At 65.3% G+C, this 18,847-nt stretch carries 17 protein-coding genes; 11 read left to right on the plus strand and 6 right to left on the minus strand.

Annotation, left to right across the window (positions count from 1 at the left end; all coding sequences use genetic code 11):
• Positions 1–28: 28 nt before the first annotated feature.
• The gene (locus FXB40_RS09110; RefSeq protein ID WP_148771873.1) at positions 29–1,537 is read left to right on the plus strand and encodes a glycosyltransferase family 39 protein; all 1,509 of its coding nucleotides are present in this window, start codon (positions 29–31) and stop codon (positions 1,535–1,537) included.
• Positions 1,538–1,664: 127 nt separating this feature from the next.
• On the opposite strand, the gene FXB40_RS09120 is transcribed toward FXB40_RS09110, so the two are convergent.
• Entirely contained in the window at positions 1,665–2,471 is an 807-nt protein-coding gene (locus FXB40_RS09120; RefSeq protein ID WP_148771875.1) for a uracil-DNA glycosylase, read from the minus strand.
• 136 nt (positions 2,472–2,607) lie between these two features.
• Here FXB40_RS09120 and FXB40_RS09125 point away from each other — a divergent pair, with 136 nt between their 5' ends.
• The 3 genes from FXB40_RS09125 to FXB40_RS09135 all read left to right on the plus strand — a co-directional run bounded on the left by FXB40_RS09125 (position 2,608) and on the right by FXB40_RS09135 (position 7,358).
• The gene (locus FXB40_RS09125) at positions 2,608–4,269 is read left to right on the plus strand and encodes an electron transfer flavoprotein-ubiquinone oxidoreductase (RefSeq protein WP_148771876.1); all 1,662 of its coding nucleotides are present in this window, start codon (positions 2,608–2,610) and stop codon (positions 4,267–4,269) included.
• A 294-nt stretch (positions 4,270–4,563) separates the two neighbouring features.
• Positions 4,564–6,360 carry a tetratricopeptide repeat protein gene (locus FXB40_RS09130; protein ID WP_148771877.1) on the plus strand — a complete coding sequence of 599 codons (1,797 nt, stop codon included), beginning with the start codon at positions 4,564–4,566 and terminating at the stop codon, positions 6,358–6,360.
• A gap of 113 nt (positions 6,361–6,473) precedes the next feature.
• Positions 6,474–7,358 (plus strand): 4-(cytidine 5'-diphospho)-2-C-methyl-D-erythritol kinase, encoded by an 885-nt coding sequence (locus FXB40_RS09135; RefSeq protein ID WP_148771878.1) that lies wholly within the window; start codon positions 6,474–6,476, stop codon positions 7,356–7,358.
• A 116-nt stretch (positions 7,359–7,474) separates the two neighbouring features.
• On the opposite strand, the gene FXB40_RS09140 is transcribed toward FXB40_RS09135, so the two are convergent.
• A complete protein-coding gene (locus tag FXB40_RS09140) occupies positions 7,475–8,350 on the minus strand; it encodes an alpha/beta fold hydrolase (protein ID WP_148771879.1) in 876 nt (291 codons plus the stop codon).
• 424 nt (positions 8,351–8,774) lie between these two features.
• Here FXB40_RS09140 and FXB40_RS09145 point away from each other — a divergent pair, with 424 nt between their 5' ends.
• On the plus strand, positions 8,775–9,044 hold the full coding sequence (locus FXB40_RS09145; RefSeq protein ID WP_148771880.1) for a hypothetical protein: 270 nt from the start codon (positions 8,775–8,777) through the stop codon (positions 9,042–9,044).
• A gap of 61 nt (positions 9,045–9,105) precedes the next feature.
• On the opposite strand, the gene FXB40_RS09150 is transcribed toward FXB40_RS09145, so the two are convergent.
• From FXB40_RS09150 to FXB40_RS09165, 4 genes are all read right to left on the minus strand, one after another.
• Positions 9,106–9,738: a LysE family translocator gene (locus FXB40_RS09150; RefSeq protein WP_148771881.1), complete on the minus strand. Its 633-nt coding sequence runs from the start codon at positions 9,736–9,738 to the stop codon at positions 9,106–9,108.
• A 44-nt stretch (positions 9,739–9,782) separates the two neighbouring features.
• A complete protein-coding gene (gene fabF / locus FXB40_RS09155; RefSeq protein ID WP_148771882.1) occupies positions 9,783–11,045 on the minus strand; it encodes a beta-ketoacyl-ACP synthase II in 1,263 nt (420 codons plus the stop codon).
• A 1-nt stretch (position 11,046) separates the two neighbouring features.
• Positions 11,047–11,562: a winged helix-turn-helix transcriptional regulator gene (locus FXB40_RS09160; protein WP_148771883.1), complete on the minus strand. Its 516-nt coding sequence runs from the start codon at positions 11,560–11,562 to the stop codon at positions 11,047–11,049.
• A 367-nt stretch (positions 11,563–11,929) separates the two neighbouring features.
• The gene (locus FXB40_RS09165; protein ID WP_148771884.1) at positions 11,930–12,937 is read right to left on the minus strand and encodes a polyprenyl synthetase family protein; all 1,008 of its coding nucleotides are present in this window, start codon (positions 12,935–12,937) and stop codon (positions 11,930–11,932) included.
• Between the two features lie 128 nt (positions 12,938–13,065).
• On the opposite strand from FXB40_RS09165, the gene FXB40_RS09170 reads away from it, so the two are divergent.
• The 6 genes from FXB40_RS09170 (at position 13,066) to glyS (ending at position 18,738) form a co-directional block, all read left to right on the plus strand.
• On the plus strand, positions 13,066–13,293 hold the full coding sequence (locus FXB40_RS09170) for a putative signal transducing protein (protein WP_148771885.1): 228 nt from the start codon (positions 13,066–13,068) through the stop codon (positions 13,291–13,293).
• A complete protein-coding gene (locus FXB40_RS09175; RefSeq protein WP_148771886.1) occupies positions 13,286–14,053 on the plus strand; it encodes a tRNA1(Val) (adenine(37)-N6)-methyltransferase in 768 nt (255 codons plus the stop codon). The genes FXB40_RS09170 and FXB40_RS09175 overlap by 8 nt, the downstream gene beginning before the upstream one ends.
• Before the next feature lie 216 nt (positions 14,054–14,269).
• Positions 14,270–15,178, plus strand: a complete 909-nt coding sequence (locus tag FXB40_RS09180; RefSeq protein WP_148771887.1) for a S49 family peptidase — start codon at positions 14,270–14,272, stop codon at positions 15,176–15,178.
• Positions 15,179–15,285: 107 nt separating this feature from the next.
• Positions 15,286–15,477: a hypothetical protein gene (locus FXB40_RS09185; protein WP_008131462.1), complete on the plus strand. Its 192-nt coding sequence runs from the start codon at positions 15,286–15,288 to the stop codon at positions 15,475–15,477.
• 226 nt (positions 15,478–15,703) lie between these two features.
• Positions 15,704–16,639 carry a glycine--tRNA ligase subunit alpha gene (locus FXB40_RS09195; RefSeq protein WP_148771888.1) on the plus strand — a complete coding sequence of 312 codons (936 nt, stop codon included), beginning with the start codon at positions 15,704–15,706 and terminating at the stop codon, positions 16,637–16,639.
• Positions 16,639–18,738 carry a glycine--tRNA ligase subunit beta gene (gene glyS / locus FXB40_RS09200; protein WP_148771889.1) on the plus strand — a complete coding sequence of 700 codons (2,100 nt, stop codon included), beginning with the start codon at positions 16,639–16,641 and terminating at the stop codon, positions 18,736–18,738. Before FXB40_RS09195 ends, glyS begins: the two co-directional genes overlap by 1 nt.
• Positions 18,739–18,847 lie beyond the last annotated feature (109 nt).

Raw genomic sequence — 18,847 nt, forward strand, 5'->3', positions numbered from 1 at the left:
CGGGTTGGCTGCATCTTGCGGGCGTTGCATGCGGTTTACCTCCCTGGTCATCGAGCTCATTCGCGCCCGGCCGCGGCTGATCGTCTGGATTGCCGTGCTGTTGCAGGCTGCGATGTGGCTGATGGTGGCGCTTCTGTTCTACCGCAGCCCGCCCGGCAGCCTTGCGACCGTGCTGGCCTTCGGCAGGGAGTACCAGGTCGGCACCGATCTTGGCCCGCCGCTGTCGGTCTGGCTCGCCGATATCGCCTATCGCGCCGCCGGCGGCCACATGTTCGGCGTCTATGTCCTGGCCGAACTCTGCGAGATCGCGACCTTCATCACGCTCTATCACCTGGCGCGCGCCGTGGTCGGCACCCAGCAGGCGGTGCTCGCCGTGCTCCTGACCATGACGGTGCTGGCCTTCTCCTCGTCCGCGCTCGACTTCGGCCCCCTGGTGCTGGCGCGGCCGTTGTGGACGCTGTTGCTGCTGCATTCCTGGCAGATCATCGGCCAGCGCCGCGGCAATGCCTGGTTCGCCTGGTCGATCGAGGCTGGCCTGCTGCTGCTGACCACGCCGGCCGCGATCTTCCTGCTCGCATTGCTTGTCATCTTCGCGCTCTCGACCGCCGGAGGCCGCCGGACGCTGCGCGCGCTCGATCCGCTGTTCGCGCTCGTCGTCGTCGCGGTCCTCGCGCTGCCCTATGCCGTCTGGCTGATGCGCGCCGAAACCCTTGTGCTGCCGGCCCCGACGCAAATTGCCGACCTCAGCGCCCGCGCGATCCACGCCGCCTGGCTGCTCGGCGGCCTCGTCCTCGGTGCGGTGGCGGTCCCGGTGCTGACCTTCCTCAACGCTCCCGTGTTCGCCGGCAAGAGCGAGGAGGCGCCGATCATCTACCGGCCGCCGGTCGAGCCGCTTGCGCGCAATTTCGTCTATTTCTTTGCGCTCGCGCCGGCGCTCGGTGCGGTCCTGATCTCCGGCCTGTTCGGGCTCGATGCCGTCGTCGGCGGTGCCGGCGTGGTGCTGGTCATGTCGGGCCTCGCCATGGTCGTCGCGGCCGGCGATCTCATCGCGATGCGCCGCGCGCGGATGCTGCGCACGGTGTGGCTGGCGGCCGTCGTGGCGCCCGCCGCCGGTGTCGTGCTGGCTGTGTTGTTCCTGCCCTGGAGCGGCACCGGCGAAATCGCGACATCGATGCCGGCGCGCGCGATCTCGGACTTTTTCGACGACAGCTTTGCCCGCCGCACCAACCATCGCCTGCGCGCTGTCGCGGGTGAAACCGAGCTTGCGAGCCTGATCGCGCTGCACTCCGGCCGGCCGCATCTGTTCATCGACGCTGCGCCTGCGCGTACGCCGTGGCTGACACAGGCAAAATTCAGCGAGACCGGCGGTGTCGTGGTCTGGCGCGCCTCAGATACCGCCGGCACCCCGCCGCCCGAAATCCTTGCGCGCTTTCCCGGCATCGTGCCGGAAGTGCCGCGCGCCTTCGAATGGCTGGTGACCGGACGCCAGCAACTCCTGCGCATCGGCTGGGCCATCGTGCGGCCGAAGGGAACGTGAGGCGCGCGCTCTCTCTCCGTCGTCATTGCGAGGAGCCCTTGCGACGAAGCAATCCAGAATCCCTCCGCGGAAAGATTCTGGATTGCTTCGCTGCGCTCGTAATGACGATGATAGGGCGTTCCGCCCCTTACGCGCCCGCCAGCACCTTCGCGATCGCGCGCAGGTCCTGCCAGGCCAGCCTCTTGTAGGACGGCGAGCGCAAGAGATAGGCCGGGTGGAAGGTCGCCAGCGCGCGGATGGTGCGGCTACCCGTGTCGTAGTCGAACCAGCGTCCGCGCGTCCGCATGATGCCTTCGCGCGTCGAGAGCAGCGTCTGCGTCGAGGGATTGCCGAGCGTCACCAGCACGTCGGGGTTCACGAGCTCGATGTGGCGCTGGATGAAGGGCAGGCAGATTTGCGTCTCCTGCGGCGTCGGCGTGCGGTTGCCGGGCGGCCGCCAGGGAATGACGTTGGTGATATAGGCCGTGGTGCGGTTGAGCCCGATCGCGCCGATCATGAGGTCGAGCAGCTTGCCGCTGCGTCCCACAAACGGCAGTCCCTCGATGTCCTCGTCACGGCCCGGCGCCTCGCCGACGAACATGATGCGCGCCTGCGGATTGCCGTCGGCGAACACCAGCCGCGTCGCAGTGTGTTTTAGCGCGCAGCCTTCGAAATTCTGCATGAGCTCGCGCAAGGCCTCGAGCGTGGGCGCGGTGCGCGCGGCCTCGCGGGCCGAGGCAATGGCGACGTCGGGCGCCGGTGCTGCCTCGCCGCGCATCACCGCAGGCGCGGCGACTGGCCGCGGTGCTTCGACCGGCGCCGCGCGCGGGGCCGGCGGCGGGGCGTCTAATTCCGCCAGGCGGTCGACCGGTTCCTCGGCGAGCGCGCAGTCGACTCCGGCCTCCAGATAGAAGGCGAGAAGCTCTCGGACGGTGGGTGCGGGCTCGGGGATCATTTGGAAAGTCAGACTATTAGTTCATCTTAAGGCGCCTTGCATCCCAGCGGAACGCATTTCCGTGGTTGTCCTACCCGGAAAAATCGGAAACAAGGGAGCGCAAATGACAAGGAACCGTCTCAAGGGCTGAGATCAGATGAGCACCGAAGAACTTCCCCCGCGCGAATCGATGGAATTCGACGTCGTCATCGTCGGCGCCGGCCCCTCGGGCCTGGCCGCGGCGATCCGGCTGAAGCAGATCAATGCCGATCTCAACGTCGTCGTGGTGGAGAAGGGCTCCGAGGTCGGTGCGCATATTCTCTCCGGCGCCGTGATCGATCCGGCCGGGCTCGACAAGCTGATCCCGGACTGGCGCGAGGACTCCGATTGCCCGCTGAAGACGCAGGTCAAGGACGACCGCTTCTACTGGATGACCGCCGGCGGCGCGATCAAGCTACCGGGCTTCATGATGCCGCCGCTGATGGACAACCATCACTGCTATATCGGCTCGCTCGGCAATGTCTGCCGCTGGCTGGCGCGCAAGGCCGAGGCGCTCGGCGTCGAGATCTATCCGGGCTTTGCCGCCGCCGAAGTGCTCTATGACGAAAAGGGCGCGGTGAAGGGCATCGCCACCGGCGACATGGGCATCGGCCGCGACGGCAAGCCGAAGGACTCCTTCACCCGCGGCATGGAGTTGCTAGGCAAGTACACGCTGTTCGCCGAAGGCGCGCGCGGCAGCCTGACCAAGCAGCTGATCGCGAAGTTCGCACTCGACTCCAAGAGCGAGCCCGCGAAGTTCGGCATCGGCCTCAAGGAAGTCTGGCAGATCGATCCTGCCAAGCACCAGAAGGGCATGATCCAGCATTCGTTCGGCTGGCCGCTCGACCTGAAGACCGGCGGTGGCTCGTTCCTCTATCATTACGACGACAACCTCGTCGCCGTCGGCTTCGTTGTGCATCTGAACTACGACGATCCCTATCTGTCGCCATTCGACGAATTCCAGCGCTTCAAGACTCATCCCTCGATCCGCGGCACCTTCGAAGGTGCCAAGCGCCTTGCCTATGGCGCGCGTGCCATCACCGAAGGCGGCTACCAGTCGGTGCCGAAGCTGACGTTCCCCGGCGGCGCGCTGGTGGGCTGTGCGGCCGGCTTCGTCAACGTGCCGCGCATCAAGGGCGTGCACAATGCGATGGGCACCGGCATGCTCGCCGCTGAAAATGTCGCGGCCGCGCTTGCGGCTGATCGCGCCAACGACGAGATCGTCGACTACGAGAATGCGTGGCGGTCCTCATCGGTCGGCAAGGATCTGTTCCTGGTCCGCAACGTCAAGCCGCTGTGGTCGAAGTTCGGCACCGTGCTCGGCGTGGCGCTCGGCGGCTTCGACATGTGGTTCAACACGCTGTTCGGCACCTCGCTGTTCGGCACGCAGTCCCATGCCAAGCCTGATCGCTCGACGCTGGATCCGGCCAAGCAACACTCGCCGAAGAGCTATCCGAAGCCTGACGGCAAGATCTCGTTCGACAAGCTGTCCTCCGTGTTCCTGTCCAACACCAATCACGAGGAAGATCAGCCGATCCATCTCCGGGTGGCCGACATGAACCTCCAGAAGATGTCCGAGCACGACGTCTTCGCCGGCCCGTCGAATCGCTATTGCCCGGCCGGCGTCTATGAGTGGGTCGAGGAGGGCGCGAGCCCGCGCTACCAGATCAACGCCCAGAACTGCGTCCACTGCAAAACCTGCGACGTGAAGGACCCCAACGGCAACATCACCTGGGTTCCTCCGGAGGGCGGCGGCGGTCCGAACTACGAGGCGATGTAAGGGCGCGCCAGGCGACTAAATAGGTCCGAAGGGTGATGTAGCGCACGTTCGCGTGAGGACCGGGCTGCGGCCACCGGCCGCGGCCACGATAAGGCCACAGTAGCGGCGTCTTGGGGCCCTCTTGGTCAATTTGGGGCGCGCGGAGGGGATCGCGCGGTCCGAATCCTTGCGGTGAAGCGCCAAAAGCGGCATTGTCCGACCCGACGGTTCCGGGTCCCATGTCGCCGGCCGCGTTCGCGTGCGAGACGGCCTTTTGCTTCAAACCCAGGCACTACCAACTCAAGGCGAGCCCTGATGTTTTCAAATCGTTTCAACCGCTGGACTGCTGCTGCCATCGCCCTTGCCGGCTCTGCGATCGTGGCGGTCCCCGGCGGCGTGCTGGCGCAGACGCCGGATCATCCGGCCGACACTGCGGCGCAGTTTCCGACCCGAAACGATCTGAAGGCGCTCACCACCGCCGGCAGCTATCTCGCCGCCCGCCACGCCGCCGTCGAGCGCGACGCGACCTCGGCCGCCGCCTTCTACCGCTCCGCGCTGCGGACCGACCCCAAGAACAACGAGCTGCTCGACCGCGCCTTCATCGCCTCGGTCGGCGATGGCGACATCGAGGAAGCGGTCAAGCTCGCCGAGCGCATCCTCACCATCGACAAGACCAATCGCGTCGCGCGCCTCGTGGTCGGCGTGCATGATTTGAAGCTGAAGAAATATCCGAGCGCGCAGAGCAACATCAACCAGTCGATTCGCGGACCGATCACCGATCTGGTCGCAACGCTGCTGTCCGGCTGGGCCGCCTATGGCGCGGGCGATGCCAAGGGCGCGGTCGCGACCATCGACAAGCTGGCGGGCCCGGAATGGTATCCGCTGTTCAAGGACCTGCACGCCGGCATGATCCTCGAGAACGCCGGCAAGGAGAAGGACGCGGGCGTCCGTTTCGAGCGCGCCTACAAGCTCGACGATTCCATGCTGCGCGTCAGCGAGGCCTATGCGCGCTGGCTGTCGCGCAACAAGGACGCCGCCTCGGCGACCGCTGTCTATGAAGCCTTCGACAAGAAGCTCGCCCGTCATCCGCTGATCGTGGAAGGCCTGCGCGAGACCAAGGCCGGCAAGAAGCTGCCGTCGCTGGTCGATTCCGCGCAAGCCGGTGCGGCCGAGGCGCTCTACGGCATCGGCGCCACGCTGACCCGCCGCGGCGGCGAGGATCTGGCGCTGGTCTATCTCCAGCTCGCGCTCTATCTCCAGCCCACTCATCCGCTGGCCTTGCTCTCGCTCGCCGACCTCTATGAATCGGTGAAGCGGCCGCAGATGGCCATCAAGATCTATGAGCGCGTGCCGTCGAGCTCGCCCCTCAAGCGCAACGCGCAGATCCAGCTCGCCATCGATCTGGATTCCGCCGACCGCACCGACGAGGCGATCAAGATCCTCAAGGGTGTGACCGCCGAGGACTCCAAGGATCTCGAAGCCATCATGGCGCTCGGCAATCTCGAGCGCGGCCGCAAGAAGTTCGGCGACTGCGGCGCGACCTATTCGCGTGGCATCGACGTGCTGCCGGCCGGCAACGACAAGGCCAACAGCGTCTGGTACTACTACCGCGGCATCTGCGAGGAGCGCACCAAGGAGTGGGGCAAGGCCGAGGCCGACATGAAGAAGGCGCTCGAGCTGCAGCCCGACCAGCCGCATGTGCTCAACTATCTCGGCTATTCCTGGATCGACCAGGGCGTGAACCTCGACGAAGGCATGAAGATGATCAAGCGTGCCGTCGAGCAGCGGCCCGACGACGGCTACATCGTCGATTCCCTCGGCTGGGCCTATTACCGCATCGGCAATTACGAAGAGGCGGTGAAGAACCTCGAGCGCGCGATCGACCTGAAGCCCGAGGATCCCACCATCAACGACCATCTCGGCGACGCCTATTGGCGCGTCGGCCGCACGCTGGAAGCAAAATTCCAGTGGGCGCATGCCCGCGATCTCAAGCCCGAGCCGGACGATCTGCCGAAGATCGAAGCCAAGATCGCCAACGGCATGACGGATGACAATTCGAACTCTTCGGCCGCGCAGGCGGACAAGAAGAAGGACGACGGCAAGGGCGGTTGAGGCCGCGCATGATCCGGAAAAGTGTGCAGCGGTTTTCCCCGCGACAAACGCGGAACGCGTTTGCGCAGAGATCATGCGCAAAGCAAAAGTAAGTAACTGGGGGCGTATCGCCGATGCCGGCGTTGGTTGAAGAAGGGCGCGCGAAGGTCAATCTGAGCCTTCGCGTGGTCGGCCGTCGTGCCGACGGCTATCATGATCTCGAAAGCGTGGTTGCGTTCGCCGATTGCGCCGACCGGCTCACGCTGGAGCCGGGTGGCGAGCTCAGGCTTGCGACCACCGGGCCGCTTGCCGCGGCCTGCGGCGAGACCTCAGACAATCTCGTGTTCAAGGCCGCGAAACTGTTGGCCGACGCGGTGCCGAATTTGAAGCTCGGCGCCTTCGCGCTCGACAAGGTCTTGCCGGTCGCAGCCGGTATCGGCGGCGGTTCGGCCGATGCGGCGGCGGCGCTGCGTCTTCTCGCGCGCCTCAACAATCTGTCGCTCGATGATCCCCGGCTCCAGCAGGTCGCGCTTGCGACCGGCGCCGACGTACCGGTGTGCCTGTTCTCGCGCGCCTGCGACATGACCGGCGTCGGCGAGCAATTGCTGCCGCTGGCATTGCCGAGCATGCCCTGCGTGATGGTCAATCCGCGCGTGCCGGTTGCGACCAAGGACGTGTTTAGGGAGTTGGGCCTGCGCAACGGCGAATTGCTGGTCGGCGCCACTGACGTCCTCGAATCTCCGGCCTGGCCGGAGCAGGGCGGGTCGATTGCCGATTGGGTCGATGTTCTCGACACCGTCGCCAATGATCTCGAAGCCCCTGCGCTGCGCATCGAACCTGTCATCGGTGACGTGCTGGAAGCCTTGCGCTCTTCCGCCGGCGTCAAGCTGGCGCGGATGTCCGGCTCGGGCGCGACCTGCTTTGCGATCTACGGCGCGTCCGCGGAGGCGCATGCCGCTGCCGAGACGATTCGGCGCGACCACCCCGGCTGGTGGGTGCATGCGGGAACGTTGAGCTGAGTATTTCCTCGGCGACGGTCCCGTGGGTTAGCCGCAGGCGTAACCCACCACTGTTTGTATCCGCGGAGACAGAAGAGGTGGATTACGCTCCGCTAACCCACCCTACGGCAGCGGAGCTAACCCGCGCCTTGCGCGGCAAGCCCGAGAAACTGCCGGATCTCACCCAGCACCTCCGCCGGCTTGTCATGCTGCAGCCAGTGCCCGGCACCGGCGATGGTTGCGATGCGCGCCTGCTGGAAATAGCGCTCCAGGCCTGCGGCCCTGGCGCCGGCGAGAAAGCTTTCGCCGGCATTGAGCAGCAGCGTGGGGCAGGCGATGCGCGACCACAGCGTGACGTGGTCGTCCGGCCAGAGCCGGTGCGGTGCGGAGGCGCGCTGGTACGGGTCGAACTTCCAGCTATAGGTGCCATCATCGTTCCGGCGCGCGCCGTGCGTGGCAAGGTGCAGCGCGAGCTCGCGGGAGAGCCGCTTGTTGTGAAACACCATCTGCGCGGCCGCGTCCTCGAGGGTCGCATAGCGGCGCGGGGTTCGGTCGTGCAGCCTGTCGAGCTGGCTGACCCATCTGCCGATGCGCTCATGCGTCGGAGGCTTCGGCGTGTCAGGCAACATCGTCACGCCGTCGAGCACGACGAGCTTCGTGACCTGCTCGGGGAATGAGCCTGAAAAGATCAGGCTCACCATGCCGCCCATCGAATGGCCGACGAGCGTCACTTGAGGCGCTGCGATGCTGCGCACGAGCTGGGCGAGATCGTAGACATACTCCGTCAGCGCGTAGCTGCCGCCCTTGGTCCAGTCGGAATCGCCGTGGCCACGCAGGTCGGGCGCGATCACGTGAAAATGCGGCTGCAGCGAGCGGGCGATGGCATCCCAGCTCCGGCAATGATCGCGGCCGCCATGAACCAGGATGAGCGGTGACGCACTCTCATTGCCCCACTCGGCATAATGCAGCCGCAGGCCGTGGGATTCGTAGTAGCGACTTTGCGGGGCGAGCATCGGGCAGTGATCCCTGGAATGCCGGACAAGACGACAGCAGGACTGGAGTAGCCTGCTGCCGGTCATTCGACAAGCAATCGGGCGGTCATGCTGGCTTCGGCGCCGGGCCAGGTTTGGGCGTCGGCTGATGCGCCAGGCGAGCGCGTCGCCGCATCTTGAGCAGCTTCGCAGCGCGACAGCGACGAGCGGCGCGCGACAACGAATTTGGCAGGAGGTGGTAACGCGACCAGGACATCATCTTCATCGAACCCTCCATCGCAACATCAATGGGTGAGCCCTCGGCGATGCCACGTTCGAATTCCGCGCGTTACATATCGGCAAGTCATGACAGATTGGACAGCTTGTTCATCGGCGTTAAACCTTCGTAAGACACCGAACGCGTTCGTCGTTCACCGCCTCCAACGAACGTTAGGAGGTGAAAATCATGAAACTCGTTTCTGCGCTTGTCGGCCTCGCTGCTCTCGGTGGTGTCGCTCTGTCCACCGGAGCGGCATCGGCCCAGCCGATCGACGTCCCCGGTGCGTCGGGCGTCGTTCCGTCAGGCTATATCTGCAACGAATGGGGCCATTGCTGGCACCGCCACTATTACGGCGGCGGCTACTATCACCCGCATTACTGGGGTGGTTACGGCTGGCACCGTCATTGGGGCGGCGGCTACGGCTGGCATCATTGGCACCACTGGCATCAGTGGTGAAATCCGGGAAAGGGGCTTCGGCCCCTTTCTTTTTGCCGATGCTTGTCGGGAGTGACGCGAGCTAGCCCTGCACCGGCCGCCGCGCCAGCGCGAGCGAGAGGCCGAGGCCCGCGATGAAGACGCCGGAGCCTTGGGTGAGCCGCTTCATCAGACGCGGCCGTCCGATCAGCTGCGTGCGTGTCGCGGAGGCCATCAGCACCACGATGACATCGGCGAGCGTGTTCAGCGTCACCGAGATGGCGCCGAGCACGATGAATTGCAGCGTGGGGCTCGCTCCCGCGGGATCGAAGAATTGCGGAATGAAGGCGAGGAAGAACGCCGCGGTCTTCGGGTTCAACGCCTCGACCAGCACGCCGTCACGGAACGCGCGCTTGTCCCCGACAGGCTCGCTCGCGAGTGACAGCGCTCCGCCGGCGCTGCGAAAGGTCTTGATGCCGAGCCAGACCAGATACAGCGCGCCAACGAACTTCACGACGGCGAACAGCTCGGCGCTCGCCAGGATGATCGCGGAAATGCCGAGACTGCCTGCGACGACATGGACCAATCCGCCCAGCGCCGTGCCCGCGGTCGAGGCAAAGCCGCTGGCGCGCCCTTCCGACAAGGTTCGCGCCGCGACGTAGAAGATGCCGGGGCCGGGGATGGCTGCAATGAGAACCGCGGCGGCGAGGAACAGCCAGAAATTTGTATCAATCATTCCATTTTCGTAGCGCAGCGCGCCGCGATTGCAAGGCCTGTCGTTTAGCCCATGCGGCGGAAGATCGCGCTGGCATTCACCCCGCCGAAGCCAAAGCCGTTGGAGATGGCGTTGAGCATCGGCATCGGTCGTGCGCTGCCTGCGACAATGTCGATGCCATCAGCGTTTGCGTCCGGATTTTCAAAATTGAGTGTCGATGGCGCGATCTGGTCGCGCAAGGCGAGCACGGTGAAAATTGCCTCCAGCCCGCCGGCGGCACCGAGTAGATGGCCTGTGGCCGATTTGGTCGCGCTGACCGCGATTGTCTTGGCGCGGCCGAACAGCGCAGCGATCGCGCCGAGCTCGCCCTCGTCGCCGGCCGGCGTCGATGTCGCATGCGCATTGAGGTGCTGCAGATCCGCCGGCGCAAGGTTCGCCTGCCGTAGCGCGATCTCCATCGCCCGGCGGGCGCCGTCGCCATCGGGCGGACCCGACGTCATGTGATAGGCGTCCGCGGTGGTGCCATATCCGACAATCTCGGCGATCGGCGTGGCGCCGCGCGCGAGCGCATGTTCCAGTTCCTCGATCACCAGAATGCCGGCGCCTTCGCCCATGACAAAACCGTCGCGGTCGCGATCGAACGGGCGCGAGGCGCGGGCGGGCTGGTCGTTGAATCCGCTCGACAGCGCGCGTGCTGCTGCGAAGCCGCCGAGGCTGACGATATCGATGCAGGCCTCGGCGCCGCCGCAGATCGCGACATCGGCCTCGCCTGCGCGGATCATGCGTGCGGCATCGCCGATCGCCTGTACGCCGGCGGCACACGCCGTGACCGGCGTGCCCAGCGCGCCCTTGTAGCCGTATTTGATCGAGACGTGGCCGGCAGCGAGATTGGCGAGGAACGAGGGGATCGTGAACGGCGACAGCCGGCGCGGGCCGCGCTGCTCGGTGATGCGCACCGCTTCCGCCATCGCCGGGAAGCCGCCGACGCCGGAGGCGATGATGGTCGCGGTCCGCTCCAGTGATGCAGCATCTTGCGGCGTCCATTTGGCCTGCGCGACGGCCTCTGCAGTGGCGAGCAGCGCAAACAGGATGAAACGGTCCATCTTGCGCTGATCTTTTGGCGCGGCGGCCTCCGCTGGATCGAACCCGCCATCGGCATCGTCGGCCTTGTCGGGCACCAGACCGGCAATGCGTGCGGGTAGCGCCTGCGACCATTGGGGCAGCGGGCGCAATCCGCTCTGTCCGGCGAGCAGCCGGCGCCAGGACAATTCGACACCACAGCCGAGCGGCGACACCGCGCCCATTCCCGTCACGACGATACGACGCATGTCAGTCTCCAGCCGGCGCGACCGCCGGGTTCATGGCTTTGAGCGAAGTGAGCCGCCGCCGCATCAGGCGGCTCGCGCCGGGGCCTGGGATCACCACCGCGTTGGCGAGCGTGATCGGCTGCAAGTCGGCGGCATCGACCACGACGGGATCGAGCGGCCGGCGATCGTCGCGGTTCGCCAGCAGGATGGATTCGCCCTTCGGCGCGAGATGCTTGTTGCCCCAGGCGAGCAGCGTCGCGATCACGGGGAAGAAATCCCGCGCCTTGTCCGTCAGCACGTATTCGTAACGCGGCGGCCGCTCGTGATAGCGGCGGCGGACGAACATGCCGGTCTTGGTGAGATGGGCGAGACGCCGCGACAGGATGTTCGGCGCGATGCCGAGATTGCGCTCGAACTCGTCAAACCGCGTCGAGCCCTGAAACGCATCCCGCAGGATCAGGATGCTCCACCACTCGCCAACCGTCTCCACGGCGCGGCCGACCGGGCATTCCAGGATGGAGGGGGACTTTGGCTGCATGGCAGGGAAGGTAGGGGAGTGACTTGCAAAATGCAAGTAACTGGGTGGGCAGGGGCGATTTGAGATGTGAGTTGGTGAACGAAGGCCGTGCGCCATACTCCGTCATTGCGAGCGCAGCGAAGCAATCCAGAGTCCCTCCGCGGAGAGATTCTGGATTGCTTCGCTGCGCTCGCAATGACGTGGAGAGAGCGGCGCCCACAAATCCATCCCCGTCACCCTTAGGTGCGAGCGCAGCGAGCCTCGAAGGCGAACGGCCCGGATGCATCTCGGCCGTGCATCCTTCGAGGCGAGTGGCGCGATGCTCGGCATCGCGCCACTCGCACCTCAGGATGACGGAGTTGATAGCGGAAGCGGAAAGCGCGCAGCCCTAATGCGACCGTGCCAGGCAGAACGCCACCACCTGCTCCAGCGCGCTCTTCATCGGCGAGGAGGGGAACAGCGCCAGCGCGTCGACGGCCATGGCGCCGTAATGGTGGGCGCGGCTAATTGTGTCCTCGAGCGCGCGGTGCTTGTTCATCAAGCCGAGGGCGTGATCGAGGTCGCTGTCGCCGATCTCGCCGCGCTCGAGCGCCTTGATCCAGAAGGCGCGCTCGGTGTCGTTGCCGCGGCGGAAGGCGAGCACGACAGGAAGGGTGATCTTGCCCTCGCGGAAGTCGTCGCCGGTGTTCTTGCCGAGCTTTGCACTCTTGCCGCCATAGTCGAGCACGTCGTCGACGAGCTGGAAGGCGATGCCGAGATTCATGCCGACGGAGCGGCAGGCGGTCTGCTCGGCCTTCGGACGGTTGGCGATCACGGGGCCGACCTCGCAGGCGGCTGCGAACAGCTCGGCGGTCTTGCCGCGGATCACGGCAAGATATTCGTCCTCGGTGGTCGCGGTGTTCTTGGCGGCAGCGAGCTGCATCACCTCGCCCTCGGCGATGGTGGCGGCGGCCGCGGAAAGAATGTCAAGCGCGCGCAGCGAGCCGACCTCGACCATCATGCGGAAGGCTTGTCCCAGCAGGAAGTCGCCGACCAGCACGCTGGCCTCATTGCCCCAGAGCATGCGCGCCGACAGCTTGCCGCGGCGCATCTCGCTCTCGTCGACGACGTCGTCGTGGAGCAGGGTCGCGGTGTGCATGAACTCGACGGAGGCAGCCAGCTTGATGTGGCCGTCGCCGGTGTAGCCGGCCAGATTGGCCATGGCGAGCGTCAGCATCGGCCGCAGGCGCTTGCCGCCGGAGGAGATCAGATGGTTGGCCACTTCCGGGATCATGGTCACGTCGGAGCCAGTCCGCGACAGGATCGTGGTGTTGACGCGCTCCATGTCGGGGGCGACAAGGGCAACCAGCTCTTCGATCGACGCGCCGGGAGTTTCGAAAGGTACGATGACGGCCACGCCGGTCTCCAATATTTGCCCCGGAGGGGCTATTCTGATGGAAAGACAATAGAAACTGGACGGGGATGCGGCAAGGCCTGTGGAACCATTGACATTTGCCGCTCACCCCTTTCAGGCAGGAGGCTCGTTTGCGTGACCTGGTTCGGACCAACGATATCGTGCTGGTGTCGGCGATCGGCGCGCTGCTCGACGGCGCCAACATCCATCATCTGGTGCTGGATCAGAACATGAGCATCATCGAGGGCTCGCTCGGCGTCCTGCCCCGGCGGATCCTGGTCCATGAGGACGACGCCATCGAAGCCCGGCAGCTCCTGACCGATGCCGGGCTCAGCCACGAACTGCGCGGCGATGATTGACGTCGTCACAGATCTTACCGAGGACGCCTTTCTCGGCGGGCAGCTGCTCCTGAGGCAGAAGCGATCCGGCCACCGCGCCGGGCACGATGCCATTTTGCTTGCGGCGGCGACCGAGGCCCGCGCTGGCGACCGTGTGGTCGATCTCGGCGCCGGCATCGGCGCGGCCGGGCTGGCGCTGGGGCGGCGCGTGGCCGGGGTCGATCTTTGCCTCGTCGAGATCGATCCGGAACTGGCCGGGCTCGCGCGCGCCAATGCGGCCGCGAATGCAATTGCTGCCGAGGTGATTGTGCTCGACATCACGGCGGATGCGCAGGCTTTTGCGACACATGGGCTCATGCCCGACAGCGCAGACTGCGTGTTGATGAACCCGCCCTTCAACGATTCCGCGCGGCACCGTGGCTCGCCGGACCAGGCGCGTCACACCGCGCATGTCGCGACCGAGGAGACGCTGAATGCCTGGGTGCATGCAGCGCGGCGCGTCCTTCGATCGAACGGCGTGCTGACCCTGATCTGGCGCGCGGATGGCATTGCAGACGTTTTGGCAGCGCTGTCACGCGGCTTTGGTAGCGTGTCGGTCCTGCCGGTTCATGGCGAAGCGGGAAGGCCTGCAATCCGTGTGCTGGTGCGCGCCGTCAAGGGTGGCCGGGCGCCGCTGCGATTGCTGCCGGGCCTCATGCTCAATGATGAGTCACGCGTGCCCAAAGAAGAGGTGAGGAATATTCTGGAGGGGAGGGCGGTCTTGCCGCTGGCGGAGCCGTGACGGCTTACTGCGGAAGCGATTCCGATTGCTGTTCCTGCGGGGAAGTATAGCGAAGCGCCGTGAAAAGTGCACCGATCAGCAGCAACAGCAGATAGATCTTCATGGCATTTCCTCCGCTGCTTCATTGCAGCTTCCCAACGAGGAATCTGCAAAACACGTTCCAGCGAACTTCAATGACAGTCGCGTGATAAGAATTGGTTAATCAGAGGTAACGGCATGGCCGAAAAATTGAACGATCGCGAAAATTCCGGCCTGGCCGACAAGCTCCTGCAATACCTGCCGGCGCGATTCCGCCCCGGCACGGCGGTGGTGCCGGTGGTGCGGCTGTCCGGCGTGATCGGCGCGGTGACGCCGCTGCGCCCGGGCATGTCGCTGGCGGGCGTCGCCCGGGTGCTGGAGCGAGCCTTCTCGGTCCGCAATGCCAAGGCGGTGGCGCTGGTGATCAACTCGCCCGGCGGCTCGCCGGTGCAGTCGCGCCAGATCTATCTGCGCATCAAGCAGCTCGCGGCGGAGAAGAAGTTGCCCGTGCTGGTGTTCGTCGAGGACGTCGCGGCCTCCGGCGGCTACATGATCGCCTGCGCGGGTGACGAGATCTTCTGCGATCCGTCCTCGATCCTCGGCTCCATCGGCGTGGTCGGCGGCAGCTTTGGTTTCCAGGAGGCGATCAAGCGGCTTGGCATCGAGCGGCGCCTCTACACGGCCGGCACCCACAAGGCGATGCTCGATCCGTTCCTGCCCGAAAACCCCGACGACGTCGCCAAGCTGAAGGCGCTTCAGCGCGAGATCCACCAGATCTTCATCGCGCTGGTGAAGGAGAGTCGCGGCGCGCGGCTGAAGGGCGCCGACGACACCCTGTTCACCGGTGAGTACTGGGCCGGCGAAACTTCGATCGCGCTGGGCTTGGCCGACGGCATCGGCGATATCCGCTCAACTCTTCGTGCCCGCTACGGCGAGAAGGTTCTCACCCCGGTGATTGCGCAGCCGACCGGCCTGCTCTCCGGTCTGTTGGGGCGGAAATCGCCCGGCGCGGGGCAGCTTTCGGCCATGGAATCAATGGTCGGGTTGCCGGACGAGCTGATCTCGGCGGTCGAGACGCGCGCGATTTGGGCGAAATTCGGGTTCTAGGAGGAGCCCCTCCCGCGCCATTTGGTCCGAGCCGAGCCAATTGCGGCTCAGCTCGGACTGCGCAAGAATGTGGGTGGGGGCTGAGCATTGTGAACAAGGAACGACCGATGCCGCCGTTCGTCGCTTTCGCGGGCGTCCTGGGCGGGCTTGCCGTGGTCCGCTGGGCCTACAAGACCGCTGTCCGGATCAACCAGGAGCTGGAGGAGATGCGCCTCTCGCGCGTCGCCGAGGCCGCCCATATGGGGAATATCCAGACGTTGAAGCGTGATCCCGTGACCGGAGCTTACCGGCCGGGTTAGCCGCTCTCAACACGAGAGGTGCCGTAGAGTGGGCAAAGCGAAGCTCGCCCACCACCGCGCCGTAATCCGGGAAAGATGGTGGGCACGGCGCAAGTGCGCCTTTGCCCACCGGCGCCGTCCCAGGGCAGTCGTTAAGCCCGAATCCGCCCCTTTGCCTTGATTCCCACCCCCGCCGTCGATACGGTCCCGCGCGATTCAAAACCCCCCGCGAGAGCCTGATCTGACGATGGACGCCTCATTGCCCGCCCATATGCGCCCGGAACGCTCGTTCCAGGGTTTTATCCTCGCGCTCCAGCGGTTCTGGGCCGAGCAGGGCTGCGTGATCCTGCAGCCCTACGACATGGAGATGGGCGCGGGTACCTTCCATCCGGCGACCACGCTGCGCGCACTCGGGCCAAAGCCCTGGAACGCGGCCTATGTGCAGCCCTCGCGCCGGCCCAAGGACGGCCGCTACGGCGAGAATCCGAACCGGATGCAGCACTACTACCAGTTCCAGGTGATCATGAAGCCGTCGCCGCCGAACCTTCAGGAGCTGTACCTGAAGTCGCTCGCCGCGATCGGCATCGATTCCGCCGTGCACGACATCCGCTTCGTCGAGGACGATTGGGAGAGCCCGACGCTGGGCGCCTGGGGCCTCGGGTGGGAGTGCTGGTGCGACGGCATGGAAGTCAGCCAGTTCACCTATTTCCAGCAGGTCGCCGGCGTCGAATGCGCACCGGTCGCGGGCGAGCTCACCTACGGGCTTGAGCGCCTCGCGATGTATGTGCAGGGCGTCGACCGCGTCTACGACCTCAACTTCAACGGCCGCGACGGCGATGCCAAGGTCACCTATGGCGACGTCTTCCTGCAGGCCGAACGGGAATATTCGAAGCACAATTTCGAAGTTGCCGACACCGCGATGCTGTTCGAGCAGTTCAAGATGGCGGAAGCGGCCTGCCGGAAATATCTCGACGCAGGCTGGAAGGACGGCAAGCGCGAGGCGCATCTGATGTCGCTGCCGGCCTATGACCAGTGCATCAAGGCCAGTCACGTGTTCAACCTCTTGGATGCGCGCGGCGTGATCTCCGTGACCGAGCGGCAGAGCTACATTTTTCGTGTGCGCGAATTGGCAAAAGCCTGCGGCGAGGCCTGGATCCATACTGAAGCGGGCGGAGCGGCCTGATGCCCGATCTTTTGCTTGAACTGTTCTCGGAAGAAATTCCCGCGCGCATGCAGGCCAAGGCGGCCGACGATCTGCGCCGCCTTGTCACCGAGAAGCTCGTCGCCGAAGGCCTCGTCTATGAGGGCGCGAAGGCCTTCGCGACGCCGCGCCGCCTTGCGCTCACCGTGCACGGCATCCCCGCGCGTCAGCCTGATCTCAAGACTGAACGCCGCGGACCGAAAGTCGGCGGCCCCGATACGGCCGTGCAGGGCTTTTTGAAAGCGACAGGTTTGAAGTCGCTGGATGAGGCCAAGATCCAGCGCGACGCCAAGGGCGACTTCTATATCGCGCTGATCGAGAAGGCCGGGCGTGACGCGATCGACGTGCTCGCGGAAATCCTGCCCGTCATCATCCGCACCTTCCCCTGGCCCAAATCGATGCGCTGGGGCGCGCGCTCCGGAAAACCGGGCTCGCTGAGCTGGGTGCGTCCGCTGCACGCGATCACCGCGACCTTCGGACCCGAGACGGAAGAGCCGGATGTCGTGAAATTCTCGGTCGACGGCATCGAGACCGGCCAGACCACCTACGGCCATCGCTTCATGGCGCCGGCGGCGATTTCCGTGCGCCGTTTCGAGGACTACGAAGCCAAGCTGAAGGCCGCAAAGGTCATTCTCGATCCGCAGGCGCGCAAGGACATCATCTTTGCCGACGCCAAGGAATTGACGTTTGCGCAGGGCTTCGAGCTGGTCGAGGATCAGGTGCTGCTGGACGAGGTGTCGGGCCTCGTCGAATGGCCTGTCGTGATGATGGGATCGTTCGAAGAAGAATATCTCGCGATTCCGGACGAGGTGATCCGCGCCACCATCCGCAACAACCAGAAGTGTTTTGTGGTCAAGGATCCCAAGACCGGGAAGCTGACCAACAAATTCGTCCTCACCGCCAATATCGAGGCGACCGACGGTGGCAAGGTCATCGTCGCCGGCAACGAGCGCGTGATCCGTCCGCGCCTGTCGGATGCGAAGTTCTTCTACGAGACCGATCTCAAGACGAAGCTCGAGGACCGGCTGCCGAAGTTCGAGCAGATCGTGTTCCACGAGAAACTCGGGACGCAGGCGGAGCGGATCAAGCGGATCGAGCGGCTCGCAGCCGAGATCGCGCCGCTGGTCGGCGCCGATGTCGCCAAGGCGACGCGTGCTGCGCATCTCGCCAAGGCGGATTTGCTGACCGAAGTCGTCGGCGAATTCCCTGAGGTGCAGGGCCTAATGGGCAGGTACTACGCGCTGGCGCAGGGCGAGGATGCCTCCGTGGCCGCCGCGTGCGAGGAACACTACAAGCCGCAAGGGCCCGCGGATCGCGTGCCGACCGATCCGGTCAGTGTCGCGGTCGCGCTTGCAGACAAGATCGATACGCTGGTCGGGTTCTGGGCGATCGACGAGAAGCCAACGGGATCGAAGGATCCGTATGCGCTGCGTCGCGCTGCGCTGGGTGCGATCAGGCTGATTACCGAGAACGCGCTTCGGCTTTCGCTGATGAAAGTAGCTGCGTCCGCGCTCGCCGGCTTGTCAGTGAGGCCTGCGGATGCGCAGAAGCTCCCGAGCGATCTGCTCGCCTTCTTCGCTGACCGTCTGAAAGTCCAGCTCCGTGAGCAAGGCGCGCGTCACGATCTCGTCGATGCCGTGTTCGCGCTCGGTGGCCAGGACGATTTGCTGATGATCGTCCGCCGCGTCGAGGCGCTCGGTACGTTTCTCGAGACCGACGACGGCAAGAATTTGCTCGCCGGCATCAAGCGCGCGAGCAACATCCTTGGTATCGAGGAGAAGAAGGACAAGCGCAGCTTCGACGGCGCGCCTGATGCTGCGCTCTACAGCCTTGGCGAAGAGAGGGCGTTGGCCAAGGCGATCGGCGAGGTGAAGGCGGAAGCCAGTGCTGCCGTCGCCAAGGAAGATTTTGCCGCGGCCATGAGCGCAATGGCAAAACTGCGTCCGCCGGTCGATGCATTCTTCGACAAGGTCCGCGTCAACGACGATGATGCGAAGGTGCGCGAGAACCGCCTGAAGCTGCTCAACGAGATCCGCAGCGCCACGCGTGCAGTGGCGGACTTCTCGAAGATCCAGGATTGATCTCGCAAAAAAAGCCCCGCCCGGCGGGGGAAGACCGGGCGGGGCCTGATGTCCGACTACGCGATGCGCGTCAGCCTGATTGATATGACGCGCCGGACATCGAGTTGAG

This window comes from Bradyrhizobium rifense (assembly GCF_008123425.1).
Classification (GTDB): domain Bacteria; phylum Pseudomonadota; class Alphaproteobacteria; order Rhizobiales; family Xanthobacteraceae; genus Bradyrhizobium; species Bradyrhizobium rifense.